Raw genomic sequence first — 18,974 nt, 5'->3', positions numbered from 1 at the left:
GCGGACCGGCCCGTCAGGGCGCGGCCCACAGCCCCCGGACATGCCCGAGGTGCCGGGCCATCACGGCCCGTACGGCCTCCTCGTCCCGGGTGAGCAGCGCGTCGAGGATCTCCAGGTGCTCCTCGGCCGACGCCTCCAGCCGCCCCTGTTCCACCAGCGCCGTCAGGCCGTAGAGCCGCGAGCGGCGTCTGAGGTCGCGTACGACGTCGACGAGATGGCCGTTGCCCGCGAGGGCCAGCAGGCCGAGGTGGAAGCGCAGGTCGGCCTCGACGTAGGCGATGAGGTCGCCGGACGCGGCGGAGGTGACGATCTCCTGGGCGATCGGGCGAAGTGCCTCCAGGGCCACCGGGTCGGCGGTGCGGGCCAGCTCCGCCGTGGTGGGGATCTCGATCAGCGCGCGGATGTGGGTGTACTCGTCGAGCTGTTGCTCGGAGACGGCGGTGACCCGGAAGCCCTTGTTGGGCACGGTGTCGACCAAGCCCTCCTTGGCCAGGTCGAGCATGGCCTCGCGCACGGGCGTGGCGGAGACGCCGAAGCGGGCGGCGAGGCCGGGGGCAGAGTAGACCTCGCCGGGCCGCAGTTCGCCGGCGATCAGGGCGGCCCGCAGCGCGTCCGCGACCCGCTCCCGGTGGCTGGGCTTCCTGCTGCCCAGCACGGGCAGGGCGGGGGTGTGCTGCGGGGCCATGACGGTCGGGGTTCCTCTCGTGTCCAGTACAGGGGTGCCTACAGGACGAACCCGGCCGGGAACGGGTCCTCGGGGTCCAGCAAATACTGGGCGGTGCCGGTGATCCAGGCGCGTCCGGTGAAGCTGGGCAGCACGGCCGGGCGTCCGGCGACCTCGGTCGTGCCGAGCAGTCTGCCGGTGAACCGGGTGCCGATGAAGGACTCGTTCACGAACTCGGTGTGCAGCGGGAGTTCGCCGCGGGCGTGCAGCTGGGCCATGCGGGCGCTGGTGCCGGTGCCGCAGGGCGATCGGTCGAACCAGCCGGGGTGGATGGCCATGGCGTGCCGGGAGCGGCGGGCTGTCGAGCCGGGGGCGGCCAGGTAGACGTGGTGGAGGCCGTGGATGGAGGGGTCCTCCGGGTGGACGGGCGGGTCCTCGGCGTTGACGGCCGCCATCAGGGACAGCCCGGCCGCGAGGATGTCGTCCTTGCGTTCCCGGTCGAAGGGCAGGCCGAACTGCTTCAGCGGCAGGATCGCGTAGAAGTTGCCGCCGAAGGCGAGGTCGTACGTCACCGTCCGGCCGTCGGCGAGGGTGGTTTTGCGGTCGAGGCCGACGGCGAAGGAGGGCACGTTCCGCAGGGTGACCGCCTTGGCCGCCCCGTCCTCGACGGCCACCTCGGCGACGACCGGGCCGGCCGGGGTGTCGAGCCGGATGGTGGTGACCGGCTCGACGACCTCGACCATGCCGGTCTCGACGAGCACGGTCGCCACACCGATGGTGCCGTGACCGCACATCGGCAGATAGCCGGAGACCTCGATGTAGACGACGCCCCAGTCGCAGTCGGGGCGGGTCGGCGGCTGGAGGATCGCGCCGCTCATGGCGGAGTGGCCGCGCGGCTCGTTCATCAGCAACTGCTTGACGTCGTCGCGGTGTTCACGGAACCACAGCCGCCGTTCGTTCATGGTGGCACCCGGGATGGTGCCGATGCCGCCGGTGATCACGCGGGTCGGCATGCCCTCGGTGTGCGAGTCGACGGCGTGCAGGACGAGTTTGCTGCGCATGTCGGTCCCCAGATTCTCGTGCGGACACGGCCTAGGTCGGGGTTTGCGGACACGACCTAGGTCGGGGTTTGCGGACACGACCTAGGCCAGTCCGGCCGCGACGGCCTTCTCCGTGGCTGCGCGGACCGCCGCCTCCTGCCCGGGCAGCAGGGTCGCCCGGGGCGGACGGCAGGGCCCCCCGTGACGGCCGACGATGTCCATGGACAGCTTGATGGCCTGGACGAATTCCACTTGCGAGTCCCAGCGCAGCAGCGGATGCAGCTGCCGGTACAGGGGCAGCGCGGTGTCGAGGTCGCCGTCGACCGCCGCGCGGTACAGCTCCACCGAGACCCGGGGCAGCGCGTTCGGGTAGCCCGCCACCCAGCCCTTGGCGCCCGCGACGGCCAGCTCCAGCAGGACGTCGTCCGCGCCGATCAGCAGGTCGAGTTCCGGGGCCAGTTCGGCGATCCGGTAGGCCCTGCGGACATCACCGGAGAACTCCTTCACTCCCTGGATGTGCCCTTCGCCGTGCAGCCGGGCGAGCAGCTCGGGCACGAGGTCGACCTTGGTGTCGATCGGGTTGTTGTACGCGACGATCGGCAGGCCCGACCGGGCCACCTCGGCGTAGTGGGCGAGGACGGAACGCTCGTCGGCGCGGTAGGCGTTCGGCGGCAGCAGCATCACCGCCCGGCAGCCGGCCTCGCCGGCCTGCTCCGCCCAGCGCCGGGACTCGGCGGACCCGTACGCGGCGACGCCGGGCATCACGCGCTCCCCGCCGATCGCGGCGACGGCCGTCTCGACGACCCGGGCCCGCTCCTCGGGCGTGAGCACCTGGTACTCGCCGAGGGAGCCGTTGGGCACGACGCCGTCGCAGCCGTTCTCGACCAGCCAGGCGCAGTGCTCGGCGTAGCCGTCGTAGTTCACCGAGAGGTCGTCGTTCAGCGGGAGCGCGGTGGCGACGAGGACGCCGCGCCAGGGGCGGTGTTCGGTCATGACTGTCCCTCCTGGGGGTGTTGGCGGGCGAGGACGCCGAGCGGCACGGGCCGGGCGAACGGGCGCTTGACCGGGGTGGGTGCGCGGCCGGCGAGACCGGCGATCGCGGCGGAGCACATCCGGCCCTGGCACCAGCCCATCCCGGCCCGGGTGAGCAGCTTCACGGTGCGTTCGTCGCCCGCCCCGAGGTCCAGGGCCTCGCGCACGGACCCCGCGGTGACCTCCTCGCAGCGGCAGACCACGGTGTCGTCGGTGAGGTGCTCGGGCCAGTGGGCGGGCGGCGCGCAGGCGGAGTCGAGGGCGGCTGCCGATCGTCTGAGTTTGGTGCGGGCCTTGAGGGCGGCGGGGGCCGGATCCGGGGCGGTGCCCTGCAGGTGGGCGGCGGCCGAGCAGCCGGCGATGTGCCCCTCGGCGAGGGCCAGGGCGGCGCCGCCGATGCCGGTGGCCTCGCCGGCCGCCCACACGCCGGGCACGTCGGTGCGCTGCTCGGTGTCGACGGCCACGGTGAGGCCGTCGAGCCGGCAGCCGAGGGTCTCGGCGAGGTCGGTGTGCGGGAGCATGCCGTGGCCGACGGCGAGGGTGTCGCAGGGCAGGTGCCGTGCGGTGCCGGGCCGGACGCGCCCGTCGGCGTCGAGCGCGGCGACGGTGACGCCGGTCAGCCGCTCGTCGCCGTGGGCGCGCACGACGGTGTGCCGGGTGAGGGTCGGGACGCGGTGGCGCAGCAGCGCGGCGGCGTATCCGGCGCCCTCGGGGAGCTTGCCGGCCAGGGCGGGGGCGTGCCGGGCGAGACGCTTGGGGTCGGTGGACTCGACGAGTGCGGCGACCTCTACGCCGGCCGCCGCGAGCCCGGTCGCCACGGGCAGCAGCAGGGGCCCGGACCCGGCCACCACGGTTCGGTGCCCCGACACCACGAGACCGCCTTTGAGCATGGCCTGGGCTCCCCCGGCCGTGACGACGCCGGGGAGGGTCCAGCCGGGGAAGGGCAGCACGTGTTCGTAGCCGCCGGTGGCCAGGAGCACGGTGCGGGCGTGCACCTCGACGGGCTCCTCCTGCTCCGGGCCGAGCAGGGCGTGCACGGTGAAGCCGTCCGACGTGCGCTCCACGCACCACACGTGGTGTTCCGTCAGGACGCGTACGGCACTGGCGGCGAGCCCGTCCCGCAGCCGCTCCCAGGTCCGCCACTGGTGGTGCAGCGCCTCGGGCCGCCCGGCGCCGAGTCCGGCGGCGGGCTGCCGGTAGAACTGCCCGCCGGTCTGCGCCGCGGCGTCGACGAGCGTGACTCCCGCGCCGCGCGCGGAGGCCGCGAGGGCGGCGGCGAGCCCGGCCGGTCCGGCGCCGATCACGACGAGGTCAGTCCGCATGACGCGCCTCCTCGTCATCGGTGCCGTCCTGGGGGCCGATCGCCCCTTGGCCTGTGCCGCCTCGAGTACCGATGTCCTCGGGGCCTGTGCCGTCCTGAGCGGCGATGTCCCCGCGGCCTGTGCCGTCCTGCGCGCCCATCTCCCCACGGCCCGTGCCGCCCCGCGCGCCCACCTCCCCACGGCCCGTGCCGTCCTGCGTGCCGATCTCGTCCCCCGGCCGGACCGGCACCAGGCAAGCCCGTTGGTTGGGGCGGCCGTTGACGGTGACCAAGCAGTCGAAGCAGACGCCGATCCCGCAGAACACCCCGCGCGGACGGCCCTCGCCCCGGGTGGAACGCCACGACGTCACCCCTGCCGACCACAGCACGGCGGCGACCGTCTGCCCGGGCAGCGCCTCGACCGGCCGCCCGTCGAACGTGACCGTGAAGGCGGGGCCGGGCCTGGCCGCCGCCAGCTCCAGCGGGTTCACTCGGCCTCCTCGGTGAAGCGGTCGGGCCGGAACGGGCCGAGGTCCAGGTCGGGCGTCCGGCCGGTCAGCGCCTGGGCGATCAGATGCCCGGTGCCGGTGGCGAGTCCGATGCCCGCGCCCTCGTGCCCACAGGCGTGGAAGAGCCCGGGCACCCGTGCATCGGGGCCGATCGCGGGCAGGTGGTCCGGCAGATACGGCCGGAAGCCGGCGTACGTCCGCATGGCCCGGACCTCGGAGAGGAACGGGAAGAGCGCGGTCGCGCCGGCCGCCAGCGCGCGCAGCGCCGGGAGTGACAGGGAGCGGTCGAAGCCGACCCGTTCGCGGCTGGCGCCGATGAGGACGGGTCCGGCGGGGGTGCCCTCGACCACCGGGGAGGTCTGCAGCGCCGCTGAGTCGTTGGCGACGTCGGCCACGTAGTCGGCGGCGTACACCTTGTGCCGGATGCGGGGCGGCAGCGGTTCGGTGACCAGCACGAAACCCCGCCGGGGCCGTACCGGCAGCAGGACTCCGGCGCGGGCCGCCAGTTCGCCGCCCCAGGTGCCGGCCGCGTTGACGACCGCGGGCGCGTGCAGGTCGCCCCGGTCGGTGCGCACGCCGCGCACCGCACCGCCCGGGCCGCGCAGGAAGCCGGTCACCTCCCGGCCGGTGCGCACCCGGGCCTTGGAGGCGCGCAGCAGATGGGCCGCCGCGAGGGCGGGCATCACCTGGGCGTCCTGCGGATAGTGCATGCCGCCCGCGAGGCCCGGGGCCAGGCAGGGCTCCAGGTCGGTGAGCCGGTCGGGCGGCACCGGGACGGCCTCGATCCCGGCCGCGCGCTGCTCGGCGGCGAATTTCTCCAGCCCGGTCAGGGCCCGGTCCGTGCCGGCGACGACGACACCGCCCTTGGCCTCGTACTCGACGGCTTCGCCGAGCCCCTCCCGGGCCAGTCCGGCCCAGAGCCGGGCGGACAGCAGGGCCAGTTCGAGTTCCGGTCCGGGTTCCTTGTCGGAGACGAGGAGGTTCCCCTCCCCCGCTCCGGTCGTGCCGCCGGCCACCGGGCCCCGGTCCACCACGACGGTGTCCAGGCCGGCGCGGGCCGCGTACAGGGCGGTGGCGGCGCCGACCACGCCGGCTCCGACCACCACGACATCGCAGGTCAGCGACTCGCTCACGTCAGTACCATGTCACACACCACAGAACCTGGAAAGGGTGCGGGACAAGGACCGGCGCACGCATGGGAGCGGTCGAAGAGAGGCGAACGCGTGGGAGCGGTCAGTCGGCCGCGGGGACGACCCTCAGGTGGGACACGGTCGCGGTGCGGCGCGTTCGGCGCTCCCGGGACGCGGAGCGGCGGGCCTCGCGCAGGACGAACGTGACCCGGGCGCAGCCCAGTTCCTCGAGCGTCCTGGACGTCTCGACGACGATCCTGCACTCGGTGGCGCCCCGGCGCGGATCGGGGTGCAGCAGTGGCCGTACGGCACCGTCCTGCTCGACGGCGCCCTCGCCGACCGCGCGGATCCAGTGCGGCAGGCCGTGCCGGTAGGCGGCCTCCATGATCGGGTCCTGGGCGATGTCGCGGCGGATGGCCTGCAGGCCGTGATCGGGGCCGTGGCCCTCCACGGTCCGCGCGAAGTGCGCGAGCATCGGCAGGCACCAGCTGGCCTCGTGGTCGCCGAGCACGCCGGGAGCGTCCGGGTGGAACAGCACGAACCTGAGGAAGTTGTCGCCCGGCATCGCCGTCGGGTGCGGTCCGACCTCACGGAAAAGTGACCGGAAGGCGCTGTTGGTCAGCACCACGTCCCAGCAGTGGTCGACGACGACGGAGGGGAAGGGGACTCCCTCCAGGAGCCCGGCGTAGTCCTCCAGGTAGGCCTGGGCCTCGGGAGTCTCGGGGACGGGCCGCGGTGCCGGCCACTGCCCTCCTGCCTGATATGCCATCGGGAGGTCACCCCTCTTGCCTGTGCGGCCTTGACGCGGCGCCCCGATCCTGCTGCCCCGGGTTGAGGCGTGTCAACTATCGTGGCATTCCGTGCCTGTTGACGGCTGAAATTGGCCACAGTTGTGGCGAGACCTGGATGTGAGTTCGAAGCACCGGCTACGCTCCGGGAAGTTCACGCCGGGTAGGTCACGGCATCCACTTGTGAGAAGCCTGTGAGATACGTAGGAGATCTGTCGGTGACGGGTGGCTTCGTCGAGGGTCCGGGCGCCACGCCGACGGCCGTGCTACCGGCCGTCGTCTCCCGTGTCGGCGCGCTCGCCGACCGGCTCGGCGTACCGCACGCCGAGGTCTTCGACATCGGCCGGCTGTCCGTCGCCTCCGGCGTCCCGGATCCCGTGGTCAAGGCCCTGCTCTGCGGCCGGCCGGCGGGCGAGCCCGACGTCCAGGCCCGGTTCCTGCAGCGCCTGGACCTGTTGCGCCGGACCCGGCTCAAGCCCAACGGCCGCAAGTACACCCAGCAGGAGATCGCCGACGGCGCGGGCATGTCGCGCCAGCAGGCCGGCGCCCTCATCAACGGCGACCGGCGGCCGACCATGGAACACTGCGACGCCCTCCAGAGGTTCTTCCGGGTGCACGCCGGCTTCCTGACGGCCGAGGACCCCGAGGCGCTTGTGAGCGCCCTCCAGCACACCGAGCAGGAGCTGTTGCAGAAGCTCGCCGATCGCGAGCGGGAGGCGGCCGCGGCGGCGAACGACCCGCTGGAGCGGCTGCTGCAGGACCACGGCGTGCGCGGCATCGCCTGGCGGGCCGCGCAACTGCCCACCGACCAGCACCGCGACAAGGTCGCGGAGTGGCTGGACATGCTCCTGGAGAGCGTCAAGCGGCCCGAGTCGTGACCGTGGGGAGAACTGTGGGCATCGGTAAGGAAATGCGCCGTCTGTGCGGCGAGCTGGTCGCGGAGCTGACCCTCCCCGCGCCCGCCCGGCCCGAGGAGCTGTACGCCGCCCTGTGCGACGGCATGAGCAGACGCCGCGGCCGCCCCGTCCTCTTCCGCACGGCCGCGTTCCCACCCGGGACCGCCAGCGGGCTCTGGCTCGACATGGCCGACCAGGACCTCGTCGTGATCGAGGAACGCACCGCTCCCGACCACCAGTTGGTGATCCTGGGCCACGAGCTGTGGCACATGAAGGCCGGGCACTGCTCCCACCACGTCGAGGGCGCGGCCGTGGCGGCCCGGCTGCTCGACGACGGCGCCGACCTCGAGGCGACGGTGCTGAAGGTCGCCGCGCGCACCCGTTTCGACCTCGCCGACGAGATGGAGGCCGAGAGCTTCGGCCTGCTGCTCGCCAGCAAGTGCCGGGCCTGGCTCGCGGGTTCGTCGTCGCGGGGGCCGGTGCAGCGGGACCATCTGGCGGGTCGGATCGAGGCGTCGCTGGGGTATCGCGGACCGCAGGGCTGACGGACCGCCGCCACGGCGACGTGGTGCGGTCCGCCTCCGCCGAGCGGGCGAACCGGAGGGCGGCGGGACCGGATTGTCAGTGGTGGGCGGCAAGCTGGAGGGGCGCCACCGCCATGCGGGGCGTGCGCGCCGCGAGGGCGCGGGACCGACGACGCCGACACGGGGAGAGCCGACCGATGCCCACCGCCGTTCTGACCGATCGTGAACGCACCGCCGTCCAGGCCTATCTGCGGCTGCTGCACACCGTGCGCGCCGCCTTCGACCTGGAGGGCAGCCCGCCGCTCGTCCCGCCCGCGGTGCTCGCCGAGGCGGAGCAGGCCCTGGAGCGCGCGGGGCTGACCGGCAACGAGGAGGCGTTCTTCCGCCTCCTGGAGAACTGGTGCCCGGAGCCGGGCCCCTGACCCGGGGCGCCCCTGGCCGGACTGGAAGGGCGGGAGCGCCCGTGCGGCAGACCCGGGCCGGATTGGGAGAGCGGGGGCGCCCGTTCGGCACCCGGGCTGGGCTGTGCGGGGCGGGGCGGCCGTGCGGCAGACCCGGGCCGGGTTGCGTGGGACGGGGGGGATCAGTCGTGCGGCAGCGCGATCGCTGTCGCGATCAGACCCCGCCCCGCCGTCCAACGGCCGTCGAAGTGGCCGATGCGGCGGCCGCCCACCCAGGGGCCGGGGACCAGCAGCGCCGCGCGGAAGGTGCCGTCGGCGGTGAGTTCGATGTCGGCCTCCATGAAGTCCAGCCACTTCCCGGTGAGGGGGAACCACGCCTTGTAGACGGACTCCTTCGCGCTGAACAACAGCCGGTCCCCGTGGATGTCGGGGCGTTCGGCCGCGAGCCCGCGCAGCCGGTCCGCCTCGGCCGGCAGGGCGACGGACTGCAGGACGCCCTCAGGCAGCGGCCCGTGGACCTCGGCGTCGATGCCGAGCGAGGCGAGGTCGCCGGCGCGGACCAGGGCCGCGGCGCAGTAGCCGTCGCAGTGGGTCATGCTGCCGGCAAGACCTACCGGCCAGCGGGGGGCGCCGCGCTCCCCGGGCAGGATCGGCTGCGGCGGCACACCGAGCTTCTCCATGGCCCTGCGGGCGCAGGAGCGCACGGCGGCGAACTCCCTGCGCCGCTTGGCGACCGCCCGGGCCACGAGCGCCGCTTCCTCGGGGTACAGCGGGGTGTCCGCGTCCTCGTGGCCGTACGCCTCCACGGTGACCACGGCGTCCGGCAGCAGTTCCTCGATCACCGCTCCTCGCTCTCCCTCGGCAGGATGCGCCGCAGCCGTCCCGGCGGCTGGGCCCGCTTGCTCCACTCGCGCGGATAGCCCACCGACACCTCTTCGAAGGGCACGCCCTCGTGGAAGGTGGTGCGGGGAATGTGCAGATGGCCGTAGACCATGGTGTGCACGCGGAACCTGCGGTGCCAGTCGGCGGTCAGGTCCGTGCCGCACCACATGGCGAACTCGGGGTGCCACAGCACGTCCATCGGATGCCGGTGCAGCGGGTAGTGGTTGACGGGGATCACCGGCAGGTCACCGGGGAGTTCGGCGAGTCTGCGCTCGGTCTCGGCGACCCGGGCCCGGCACCAGGCCTCCCGGCTCGGGTACGGGTCGGGGTGCAGCAGGTACTCGTCGGTGCACACGATCCCGGTGCCCTGCGCGTACTCCAGGCCCTGCTCCTTGGTCGTGCAGCCGGCCGGCAGGAACGAGTAGTCGTACAACAGGAACAGCGGGGCGACGGCGACCGGGCCGCCGGGGCCGTCCCAGACGGGGTAGGGGTCCTCGGGTGTCGTCACACCGAGTTCGCGGCACAGCTCGACCAGGTACGTGTAGCGGTCGACGCCGCGCAGGGTGACGGCGTCGCTCGGATGGGTCCACAGCTCGTGGTTGCCGGGCACCCAGACGACCTTGCGGAAGCGGCCCGCGAGCGTCTCCAGGGCCCAGCGGATGTCCGCGACGGTCTCCGCGACGTCACCGGCCACGAGCAGCCAGTCGTCGTCCGTCCCGGGCCGCATGCCCTCGACCAGGGCGCGGTTCTCCGGGTAGCCGATGTGCAGATCGCTGATGGCCAGCAGTTGTGCGGCGTCACCGGCCGTCGACGTCACCTCTCGCCCCCTCCGCACGCACCCGGACGTCATCAAGAGATCACATCCGCGCGACGGGGAGCAAGAGCGGGCCGGGGGCCGTGGCCGGAGAATTCCTTCACACGCGCGTTGCACGACAGGGCTCGCCGAAGCCGTATGATCTGGCCCAACACCACCGCTACGAACTTCCCTTTCACAGGGGCGGTTTGGTGTCCCTCCATTCTCCTGCCCGGGCACGGGCTGCTCAGCCCTGCCCGCGAACCGTGAAAGGCGGCCTGCATGGTCTCTCGCGTACGCGTCTGGCTCAACCGCACGTACGCGGAGAACGTGTTCTTCATGGATCAGCTGCGGAGAAATCCCAGTGACCGGGCCGTCGAGATCCACGCCACCCACGGCGACCCCGACTCGCCGGTGCTGGCCGCCGCCGACACCGCGGAGCTGGAGCCCGAGAACCTGTCCCCGGCCGGGTACGTCGAGTACGCGCTGGACCAGTGCGCGCGGCGCGGCATCGACGTGTTCGTGCCCCGGCTGCACCAGTCGGCGATCGTGGCGCACCGCGCCGAGTTTGAGGCGGCCGGCACCGCGGTGCTGGCGCCGCCGCCGGAGGCCGTGGCCGTCTTCCACGACAAGGTGATCGCCTACGAGGCGGTCCAGGCGATCGGCGTGCCGGTTCCGCCGTGGTACCGGGTCCGCTCGGCGGACGAACTCCTCACAGCTGTCGAGGAGTTGGAGTCCGGAGGGCACAAGGCCTGCTTCAAGCCGGCGTCCGGGGCCGGCGGGGTGGGCTTCCGGGTGATCACACGTACGCCCTTCTCGCTGACGCATCTGAGCGGATTTCCCAGCCCGTACGTGCCGCTCGATCTGGTGCTGGAGGCGCTGCGGCAGGCCGAGGAGCCGGTCGACTGGCTGGTGATGCCGCGTCTGGAGCAGCCCGAGGTGTCGGTGGACTGCCTGACCGGCCCGGACAACCGGGTCCGGCTGGCGGTGGGCCGTACCAAGAACGGCCGCCGCCGGGGCTTCACCCTGCACGAGCAGTGGCTGGAGCCGGCCCGGCGGATCGCGGAGGGCTTCGGTCTGCACTACCTGTCCAACATCCAGTTCCGGATGTTCGGCGACCGGCCGGTTCTCATGGACGTCAACACCCGCCCGGCCGGCGGACTGCACCAGCTGTCGCTGTGCGGTGTCAACGCCCCTTGGGCCGCCGTGCAGCTGGCTCTCGGCGAGGACCTGGGAGAGGTGGTGCCGCCGTTCCTGGGCCAGGACTACACGGTGGTGTCGGGGCCGCGTCCGCTGCGACCGGTGTCGCTGCCGCACCAGCGGCCGGAGACGACGGACCAGCGGCCGGAGACGACGGACCCGCTGCCGGAGACGACGGACTCGCTGCCGGCGGTACCGGCACCCCCGTCGGCCGAACCGGCCGACTCCGTCGGGTCGGCGGCCCAGGCGCTTCCCCTCTGAGGCCTCAGAGCCTGGCGGCGATCGCCTCACGCCACACGGGGCTGTCGACGTAGTGGTTGTCGAAGCGTTCCGAGGAGTCCTTGATCTCCTGCGGGTCGGCCTCGCCGCGCATCACCCGGCCCAGCAGCCGAAGGTAGTCGAAGCGCCCCGCGCCCGGGGTGAAGACGAACACCACGTCGGCTGTCGCACCGGGCGCGGCGGCGAAGGCGTGCGGTGTGTTCGGCGGTACGAGAAGGAAGTCGCCGGCTCGCAGCACGGTGATCTCCTCGCCCACCAGCACCTGGAGCGCGCCGTCGAGGACGTAGAACATCTCGGACGCCTCGGTGTGCAGGTGGGCGGGTGCGCCGACCGCGCCCTCGGCGAACGTCGACCGGTAGGCGGTGAGCCGTCCGCCGGTGTTCCCGGAGTCGGCGAGCAGGGTCATCACGCTGCTGGGGTCGTGCGTCGTCTCGGCCTCGGCGGCGCGGGTGAGGACCGGTGCGAAGCCGCCGCTGTTGCGCGTGTCGTTCTGTGTCGTCGTCATGACATCGACTCTAGGGAGCCTGGCGACCCACGACAGGGGGCATTCCGGTGCCGTGATCGTGGGTCAATTCGAAGGTGTCAGAAGCGGCCCCCGCCCCGGTAGAGGCCCAGCTCTCCTTCCATTTCGACGGCCAGCACCGTGGCGTGCGGGTCGAGGTCCGCCGCCGCCGGAGGTGCGATCCAGAGGATGCATCCCACTCGCCGTCGAATCGCATAGGGCGGCCCGGCTTGCGGGTGGAGGCGTAGACGAGGCCGTCGTAGAACGATCAGGACTCCTGGAAGCGTCGACGGCGTAGATGCCCCAGTGGACGAAGATGCCGAGCTTGGCGTCCTCGAACCACGGCTGCACGGCCATGCGGTCAGCCCCTTCGCAGGCGCAGGGTGAGGATCTGGAAGGGCCGCAGCGCGACGGCGACGGCGCCGTCGGTGATCTCCGCGTCCTGGAGCGGACGCTCCAGCAGGTCGGTGATCTGGGCGCCGGCGAGCGGGAACCCGGTGCGCAGGGTGCCGGTGGCCCGGCCGCCGCGGGACTCGTAGAGCCGTACGACGACATCGCCGGAGGCGTCGTCGGCGAGCTTGACCGCCTCCACGGTCACGCCCTCGCCCTCGGCCGAGACGACCGGCTCAGGGGCGCCGGCCGCGTCCGCCACCCGGAGCGGCAGGTTGAGGGCGTAGCCCTCGGCGACGGCGTCCTCGATGGTCGCGCCGGGCAGCAGCGCGTAGGTGAAGCGGTGGCGGCCCTGGTCGGCCTCGGGGTCCGGGATGCGCGGGGCGCGGACCAGGCTGAGACGGACGGTGGTCGTGGTGCCGCCGTCCTCGCGGACGGTGCGGGAGACGTCGTGGCCGTAGGTCGAGTCGTTGATGACGGCGACGCCGTAGCCGGGCTCGGCGAGGTGCACCCAGCGGTGGCCGGAGACCTCGAAGCGGGCCGATTCCCAGCTGGTGTTGGTGTGGGTGGGGCGCTGGATGTGGCCGAACTGGATCTCGGCGGAGGAGTGCGGGGCGCGGATGTCGACCGGGAAGGCCGCCTTGAGGATCTTCTCCGTCTCGTGCCAGTCGATGTCCGTCTCGATGTCGATGCGGGGGCTGCCGGCGCGGACGGTGATCGTCTGGGTGATCGTGGAGCCCTTGCCGAAGGACCGCTCGACGCGGATCGCGCCGACCAGCGGGTCCTGCTCGACGACCGTGACGGACGACGCGTCCAGGAGGTCCGTGTAGCGGTTCTTGTAGTGCTTGTCGATGTCCCAGGCGTCCCAGTAGTTGGGCAGGTCCGTGTGCAGGCGGAGCAGGTTGCCCGGCTCGGCGAGCACCTCGCGGCCGGCGCGCAGGTCACGGACCGAGGAGAGGGTGCCGTCCTCGGCCACCTCCACGCGGACCAGTCCGTTGTCGAGGACCAGGCCGTCCACCGTCACCGGCCGCGGGGGTGCGGTGTCGGTCAGGGGCGCGGAGCCGCTCGCGGGCACCTCCACGTACACCGGTGTGCCGTCGGCGGAGCGGACCACTTCGGCGCGGTCGTAGGGGCTGGTGTTGAAGGCGCGGGGCGCCCCGGCACCCAGCGCGGCCACCGCCTCGGCGGTCAGGGCGTGCAGTTCCCGCGCGACGCGGGCGTACTCCGCCTCGGCCTCGCGGTGCACCCAGGCGATGGAGGAGCCGGGCAGGATGTCGTGGAACTGGTGCAGCAGCACCGTCTTCCACAGCCGGTCCAGCTTCTCGTGCGGGTAGCTGTAGCCCGGCGCGTGCAGCGCGGCCGTGGTCGCCCAGAGTTCGGCCTCACGCAGGAGGTGCTCGGAGCGGCGGTTGCCCTGCTTGGTGCGGGCCTGGGAGGTGTAGGTGGCGCGGTGCAGCTCCAGGTAGAGCTCGCCGACCCACACGGGCGCGTCCGGGTACTCCTCGCGGGCCTTGGCGAAGAACGCGTCGGGGTGTTCGACGACGACCTTCGCGGAGCCCTCCAGGTCGGCCAGCCGGCGGGCCCGTTCCATGATCTCGCGGGTGGGGCCGCCACCGCCGTCGCCCCAGCCGAAGGGGGCCAGGGAGCGGGAGGCGCCGCCCTTCTCGGAGTAGTTGCGGACCGCGCGGGACATCTCCTCGCCGCTGAAGCGGGCGTTGTAGGTGTCGACCGGCGGGAAGTGGGTGAAGATGCGGGTGCCGTCGATGCCCTCCCACCAGAAGGTGTGGTGGGGGAACTTGTTGGTCTGGTTCCAGGAGATCTTCTGGGTGAGGAACCACTCGTTCCCGGCGAGCTTGGCGATCTGCGGATAGGCCGCGTTGTAGCCGAAGGAGTCCGGCAGCCAGACGCCCTTGGTCTCGATGCCGAAGTGGTCCATGAAGAACCGCTTGCCGTGGACGAACTGGCGGGCGACGGCCTCCCCGCCGGGCAGGTTGCCGTCGGACTCGACCCACATGCCGCCGACGGGCGCCCACTGGCCGTTCTTGACCGACTCCTGGATGCGGGCCCAGACCTTGGGGTAGTTGTCGCGGACCCACTCGTACTGCTGGGCCTGCGAGCAGGCGAAGATGAAGTCGTCGTACTCGTCGGCGAGCGAGGTGACGTTCGAGAAGGTGCGGGACGTCTTGCGCTTGGTCTCGCGGATCGGCCAGAGCCAGGCGGAGTCGATGTGGGCGTGGCCGACGCCGGAGATCGTGTGCGCGCTGGCGTGCGCGGGCCTGGACAGCGCCGGCTTCAGGGCCTCGCGGACCGCGGCGGCCGAGCCGGAGACGTCGTCGAGGTCGAGCAGGTCCATCGCCCGGTCGAGGGCGTGGGCGATCTCGTGCCGGCGCGGGTCGTGCTCGCCGAGCTCCAGCATCAGCTCGCGCAGCACCTGCACGTCGAGGTCGAGGTGGAAGACCTCCTCGTCGAGGATGGCGAGGTCGGCGGCGCGGAAGGTGTAGAGGGGCTTGTCGCCCGCGGTGAGCTTGTCCCCGAGGGTCGTGATCTTGGAGAAGTTGTCCGCCAGGATGTCCGGGTTGGAGGCGGCCTCGACCAGGTAGTCGACGCTCTCGCCGCCCTGCGCGGGGTTGGCGATCGCCACGTACTGGTTGAGCGGGTTGACGGCCTTCAGCGGGGTGCCGTCGGTGAGGTGGACGAGGGCCTCGGCCTGGTTGCCGGGCCAGTCGCCGACGAAGCCGAGGTCGATGACGGCCTCGACGCGCCTGCCGGCCCACTCGGCGGGCACCTGCCCGCGCATGCGGAACCAGGTGGTGCCCCAGGGCGGCCCCCACGGGGTGCCCATCGCGAACGGCTCGTAGGAAGCGGCGGCGGCCTCCTCGAACGGGACCGGCTCCCCTGGGGCCTGCCAGGCCTCGACCTCGAAGGGGACGGTGGCCGCGTAGACCGCGGTCTTGATGCGCTGGTCGTGAAGGCGCTGCACGCGCTCCTCGATGCGGCGGCTTTCGTCGTGCATGGGATGTCTCCAGGAAGCGGGAAGAGCGAGCAGGCGGGAAGCGGCGGGGGAAAGCGCTTACCGATCGGCGTTCACCTAAGGTACGCCAGCCCCGGGTGGACCTCGGTGTAGCCCTCGACCAGTCTGCGGGCCACATTGACGGAGTCGACGAGCGGATGCAGGGCGAAGGCCTTCACGGCCGTCGCGCGGGAGCCGGAGCCGGCGGCGGCCAGCACCTCGCGCTCGACCGCCTTGACCGCGCAGACCAGGCCGGTGGCGTGGTCGGGCAGCGGGTCGACGGTGACAGGGTGGGCGCCGTTGGCGTCGACGAGGCAGGGGACCTCGATGACGGCCTCCGTGTCCAGGACCGACAGCGTGCGCCGGTTGCGGACGTTGAGGATCAGGGTGGTGCGCTCGTCCCGGGCGATCGCCCGCATCAGGGCGAGGGCCACCTTCTCGTAGCCGCCGGACAGGTCGTCCTCGTCGCGTTCGCCGGCGCCCGCGGTCTCCCGGTTCTCGGCCATGTACGTGGCCTCGCGCTCGGCGCGGGTGCGGTCCCAGACCGTGAGGGCGGGGGCGTGCGGATTCTTCATCTCGGCGTAGAAGCGGGCCTGCTGGTCGTGCAGGAACGCGCCGCGGGTCTTCTCGGCCTGCTGGTAGGCGCGGACGGCCTCGCGGTTGAAGTAGTAGTAGTGCAGATACTCGTTGGGGATCGCGCCGAGGGAGCGCAGCCAGTCGGCGCCGAAGAGCTTGCCCTCTTCGAACGAGCCGAGCAGGTCGGGGTCGGCGAGCAGCCGCGGCAGTTCGTCACGGCCCGCGACGCGCAGGCCGCGCACCCAGCCGAGGTGGTTGAGACCGACGTAGTCGATCCACGCCTCGCCCGGGTTCTTCACGCCGAGCACCCGGGCGATGCGGCGGCCGAGACCGACCGGGGAGTCGCAGATGCCGATGACGCGGTCGCCGAGGTGACGCGACATGGCCTCGGTGACCAGTCCGGCCGGGTTGGTGAAGTTGATGACCCAGGCGTCGGGGGCGAGCCGGGCCACCCGCCGCGCGATGTCGACGGCGACCGGGACGGTGCGCAGGCCGTAGGCGATGCCGCCCGCACCCACCGTCTCCTGGCCCAGCACGCCCTCGGCCAGGGCCACGCGTTCGTCGTTCGCACGCCCCTCCAGACCGCCGACGCGGATCGCGGAGAACACGAAGTCGGCGCCGCGCAGGGCCTCGTCGAGGTCGGTGGTGGCGCTCACCTCGGGTGCGTCGGGGACGCCGACCGCCTGCTCGGCGAGGACCCGCGTCACCGCCGACAGCCGTCCGGCGTCCAGGTCGTGCAGCACGACATGGGTCACCCGGCCCTCGGCGTGGTCCTGGAGGAGCGCTCCGTACACCAGCGGCACGCGGAATCCTCCGCCGCCCAGAATCGTCAGCTTCACCGGGTTCCTCCGATTCGGTAGGCCGCGCGCGGCACGTCGTGAGAACCGGGCACGCGCCGCCTCCTTGAACTCGCTTCACGACCCCGGGCCGGTTGCGGCCCGGCCGGCGTCGAGGGGGTGTGACCTTGCTGTGCGCGCAAGGGCGGGGCCGCCCGGGCCGGGAGTCCGTCCGCTTCGGCCGGCAATGGGTTCACGTCTGCGCCTTTCCCACGACGACCACCTCGACGCCCGCCTCCTGGAAGGAGGCCCGCGTCGCCGCGTCGGCCGGCTCGTTGGTCACCACCGCGTCAAGCTCCTCGGGCCCGCAGACCTTCGCCATCCCGTGGCCGGGGAACTTCGCCGCGTCGGCGAGCAGCACCACCTTCTCGCCGGCCTTGATCATGGCGCGCTTGACCGGCACTTCCACGACCGTCGTGTCCATGACCTGCCCGCCGGGCCGCACTCCGCTGGTGCCCAGGAAGAGCCAGTCGGCGTGCAACTGGCGCAGGTTGTCCTCGGTGAGGAAGCCGACCAGGGAGCGGTACTCGCGGCGGACCATGCCGCCGAGCAGGACCAGCTCGATGCCCTCGTCGTCGGCGAGTTCCTCGTAGACCACCAGATTGCTGGTGATCACGGTGAGCCGGCGTCCATGCAGCTGCCGGGCGAGCCGGTAGGCCGTCGTCCCGATGTCCAGCAGCACCGACTCGCCGTCCTCGATCATCGCGGCGGCGCGTGCGGCTATGGCGTCCTTCTCATCGACGCGCACCTCGGCGACCTCGGCGAAGGGCTGGTCGCCCTCCTCCACGACGGCGCCGCCGTGCACGCGCGTGAGCAGTCCGTCTTCTTCCAGTTTGACCAGGTCACGCCTGATGGTGGCGGGACTCACCCCCAGTTGCTCTGAGAGGTCGGTCACGGCCGCGGGCCCGCCGGCGCGCAGGGCCCGCAGGATGAGTTGGTGTCGTCGTTCTGCCAGCACGGCCGGAACACTACTCGTCATCTTCAATCATTTCTATGCTCAGTTCTGCTCGGGTATTGACCAATCTCTCTGGGCAGCGCACGATTCCGGCCAGAGAAATGACGAGTTTTGACGATCTCCGTCGAAGCCCTGAGCGAGAGGACACATCCGTGGACGATGACCGGCCCGATGTGCTGCTGACGGGGCTGCTCTTCTACGACCTCGTCCTCACAGGCCTCGGCAAGCCGCCCACCCCGGGCGAGGAGATCTGGACCGGGGGCATGGGCTGCGGCCCGGGCGGCATCGCGAACCTCGCCGTGGCCGCCTCCCGCTTCGGCCTCAGGACCTCCCTCGCCACGGTGTTCGGCGACGACTTCTACGGCGCGCACTGCCGCGAGGTCCTGCGCGACCAGGAAGGCGTCGACCTCGCGCTCTCGCGTACCGCGGACGGCTGGCCGACCCCGGTCACCGTCTCCGTCGCGTACGGCCACGACCGGGCCCTGCTCACCCACGGACAGGCCCCGCCGTACTCGCAGGACACACTGATGGGCGACCCGCCCGACGCGCGGACCGCCCTGGTGCACCTCGAGGCCGAGCCGCGCGAATGGCTCGCCAAGGCCGCCGCGAACGGCACGCAGATCTACGCCGACGTCGGCTGGGACCCCACCCAGGAGTGGCCGACGGCCCTGCTGGAGCAGCTGTCCCTGTGCCACGCCTTCCTCCCGAACGAGACCGAGGCGATGGCCTACACCCGCACCGACAGCGCGGTGGCCGCGCTCGGCATCCTCTCCGAGCTGGTGCCGGTAGCCGTGGTGACCCGGGGCGGGGACGGCGCACTCGCCGTCGACCAGATCACCGGCGAGTACGCCGAGGTCCCCGCCCTGGACACGGACGTCCTGGACGCGACGGGCGCCGGCGACGTCTTCGGCGCGAGCTTCGTGGCGGCCTCCCTCGGCGGCTGGCCGCTGGCGGAGCGGCTGCGGTTCGCGGTGCTCGCGGCCGGGCTGTCCGTCCGCCACCACGGCGGTGCCCTCGCGGCTCCCGGCTGGTACGGCGTCGAACGCTGGTGGCGCTCCCAGACCGACCCCGGACTGCGACGCGCCTACGGGTTCCTCGCCGACCGCATCCCGGCCGACCCCGGGCCGACCCCGCACCACGCCCCCGTCACCCCGCCGAGCCCTCCCGCCCCCTCCGGTCCCCACGCCTCCGGAACAGGGCGGCACAGACTCTCTCCCCCTCCCCCTCTGCACCCTCTGCACGTCGAACAGGAACAACAGGAGTGACC

At 72.6% G+C, this 18,974-nt stretch carries 17 protein-coding genes and 2 pseudogenes; 5 read left to right on the top strand and 14 right to left on the bottom strand.

What is annotated here, in order from left to right; genetic code table 11:
- Positions 1–13: 13 nt before the first annotated feature.
- The 7 genes and pseudogenes from QOL88_RS33440 to QOL88_RS33410 form a co-directional block, all read right to left on the bottom strand.
- Entirely contained in the window at positions 14–685 is a 672-nt protein-coding gene (locus tag QOL88_RS33440; protein ID WP_097221970.1) for a GntR family transcriptional regulator, read from the bottom strand.
- A gap of 38 nt (positions 686–723) precedes the next feature.
- Positions 724–1,725, bottom strand: coding sequence for a proline racemase family protein (locus QOL88_RS33435; protein WP_097221969.1), 1,002 nt, complete (start codon positions 1,723–1,725; stop codon positions 724–726).
- A gap of 81 nt (positions 1,726–1,806) precedes the next feature.
- On the bottom strand, positions 1,807–2,697 hold the full coding sequence (locus QOL88_RS33430) for a dihydrodipicolinate synthase family protein (protein ID WP_097221968.1): 891 nt from the start codon (positions 2,695–2,697) through the stop codon (positions 1,807–1,809).
- A complete protein-coding gene (locus tag QOL88_RS33425; RefSeq protein ID WP_097221967.1) occupies positions 2,694–4,058 on the bottom strand; it encodes an FAD/NAD(P)-dependent oxidoreductase in 1,365 nt (454 codons plus the stop codon). The genes QOL88_RS33430 and QOL88_RS33425 overlap by 4 nt, the downstream gene beginning before the upstream one ends.
- A gap of 172 nt (positions 4,059–4,230) precedes the next feature.
- A pseudogene (locus QOL88_RS33420) lies at positions 4,231–4,527 on the bottom strand ((2Fe-2S)-binding protein); the annotation flags it as partial.
- Positions 4,524–5,678 carry an NAD(P)/FAD-dependent oxidoreductase gene (locus QOL88_RS33415; protein WP_097221965.1) on the bottom strand — a complete coding sequence of 385 codons (1,155 nt, stop codon included), beginning with the start codon at positions 5,676–5,678 and terminating at the stop codon, positions 4,524–4,526. The gene QOL88_RS33415 and the pseudogene QOL88_RS33420, both read right to left, overlap by 4 nt.
- A 100-nt stretch (positions 5,679–5,778) precedes the next feature.
- Positions 5,779–6,444, bottom strand: a complete 666-nt coding sequence (locus QOL88_RS33410; protein WP_179879025.1) for an MmyB family transcriptional regulator — start codon at positions 6,442–6,444, stop codon at positions 5,779–5,781.
- A gap of 237 nt (positions 6,445–6,681) precedes the next feature.
- Here QOL88_RS33410 and QOL88_RS33405 point away from each other — a divergent pair, with 237 nt between their 5' ends.
- The 3 genes from QOL88_RS33405 to QOL88_RS33395 all read left to right on the top strand — a co-directional run bounded on the left by QOL88_RS33405 (position 6,682) and on the right by QOL88_RS33395 (position 8,305).
- Positions 6,682–7,341 (top strand): helix-turn-helix domain-containing protein, encoded by a 660-nt coding sequence (locus QOL88_RS33405; protein WP_097221963.1) that lies wholly within the window; start codon positions 6,682–6,684, stop codon positions 7,339–7,341.
- 32 nt (positions 7,342–7,373) lie between these two features.
- A complete protein-coding gene (locus QOL88_RS33400) occupies positions 7,374–7,904 on the top strand; it encodes a toxin-antitoxin system, toxin component (RefSeq protein WP_097221962.1) in 531 nt (176 codons plus the stop codon).
- A gap of 176 nt (positions 7,905–8,080) precedes the next feature.
- Entirely contained in the window at positions 8,081–8,305 is a 225-nt protein-coding gene (locus QOL88_RS33395) for a hypothetical protein (protein ID WP_031109019.1), read from the top strand.
- A 161-nt stretch (positions 8,306–8,466) separates the two neighbouring features.
- Here QOL88_RS33395 and QOL88_RS33390 read toward each other — a convergent pair whose 3' ends face one another.
- Both QOL88_RS33390 and QOL88_RS33385 read right to left on the bottom strand, forming a co-directional pair.
- Positions 8,467–9,126, bottom strand: a complete 660-nt coding sequence (locus QOL88_RS33390; protein WP_097221961.1) for a 4'-phosphopantetheinyl transferase family protein — start codon at positions 9,124–9,126, stop codon at positions 8,467–8,469.
- The gene (locus tag QOL88_RS33385) at positions 9,123–9,983 is read right to left on the bottom strand and encodes a metallophosphoesterase family protein (RefSeq protein WP_097221960.1); all 861 of its coding nucleotides are present in this window, start codon (positions 9,981–9,983) and stop codon (positions 9,123–9,125) included. Before QOL88_RS33385 ends, QOL88_RS33390 begins: the two co-directional genes overlap by 4 nt.
- 258 nt (positions 9,984–10,241) lie before the next feature.
- Between QOL88_RS33385 and QOL88_RS33380 the strand changes: the two genes are divergently transcribed.
- On the top strand, positions 10,242–11,420 hold the full coding sequence (locus QOL88_RS33380; RefSeq protein WP_097221959.1) for an ATP-grasp domain-containing protein: 1,179 nt from the start codon (positions 10,242–10,244) through the stop codon (positions 11,418–11,420).
- 4 nt (positions 11,421–11,424) lie between these two features.
- Here QOL88_RS33380 and QOL88_RS33375 read toward each other — a convergent pair whose 3' ends face one another.
- The 5 genes and pseudogenes from QOL88_RS33375 to QOL88_RS33360 form a co-directional block, all read right to left on the bottom strand.
- On the bottom strand, positions 11,425–11,943 hold the full coding sequence (locus tag QOL88_RS33375) for a cupin domain-containing protein (protein ID WP_097221958.1): 519 nt from the start codon (positions 11,941–11,943) through the stop codon (positions 11,425–11,427).
- Between the two features lie 244 nt (positions 11,944–12,187).
- Positions 12,188–12,297: pseudogene (locus tag QOL88_RS39010) on the bottom strand (alpha-L-fucosidase); the annotation flags it as partial.
- Positions 12,298–12,301: 4 nt separating this feature from the next.
- Entirely contained in the window at positions 12,302–15,343 is a 3,042-nt protein-coding gene (locus QOL88_RS33370; RefSeq protein WP_097221957.1) for an alpha-mannosidase, read from the bottom strand.
- A gap of 71 nt (positions 15,344–15,414) precedes the next feature.
- On the bottom strand, positions 15,415–16,755 hold the full coding sequence (locus QOL88_RS33365; RefSeq protein WP_097221956.1) for a 6-phospho-beta-glucosidase: 1,341 nt from the start codon (positions 16,753–16,755) through the stop codon (positions 15,415–15,417).
- Positions 16,756–16,945: 190 nt separating this feature from the next.
- On the bottom strand, positions 16,946–17,710 hold the full coding sequence (locus QOL88_RS33360; RefSeq protein ID WP_097221955.1) for a DeoR/GlpR family DNA-binding transcription regulator: 765 nt from the start codon (positions 17,708–17,710) through the stop codon (positions 16,946–16,948).
- A 149-nt stretch (positions 17,711–17,859) separates the two neighbouring features.
- On the opposite strand from QOL88_RS33360, the gene QOL88_RS33355 reads away from it, so the two are divergent.
- The gene (locus tag QOL88_RS33355) at positions 17,860–18,972 is read left to right on the top strand and encodes a carbohydrate kinase family protein (RefSeq protein WP_097221954.1); all 1,113 of its coding nucleotides are present in this window, start codon (positions 17,860–17,862) and stop codon (positions 18,970–18,972) included.
- Positions 18,973–18,974 lie beyond the last annotated feature (2 nt).

It is taken from the genome of Streptomyces sp. Ag82_O1-12 (assembly GCF_900182715.1).
In the GTDB taxonomy this organism is placed as follows: Bacteria; Actinomycetota; Actinomycetes; order Streptomycetales; family Streptomycetaceae; genus Streptomyces; species Streptomyces massasporeus.
The sequence above is the reverse complement of the archived record's forward strand: the minus strand, read 5'-3'. Positions and strand labels throughout refer to the sequence as shown.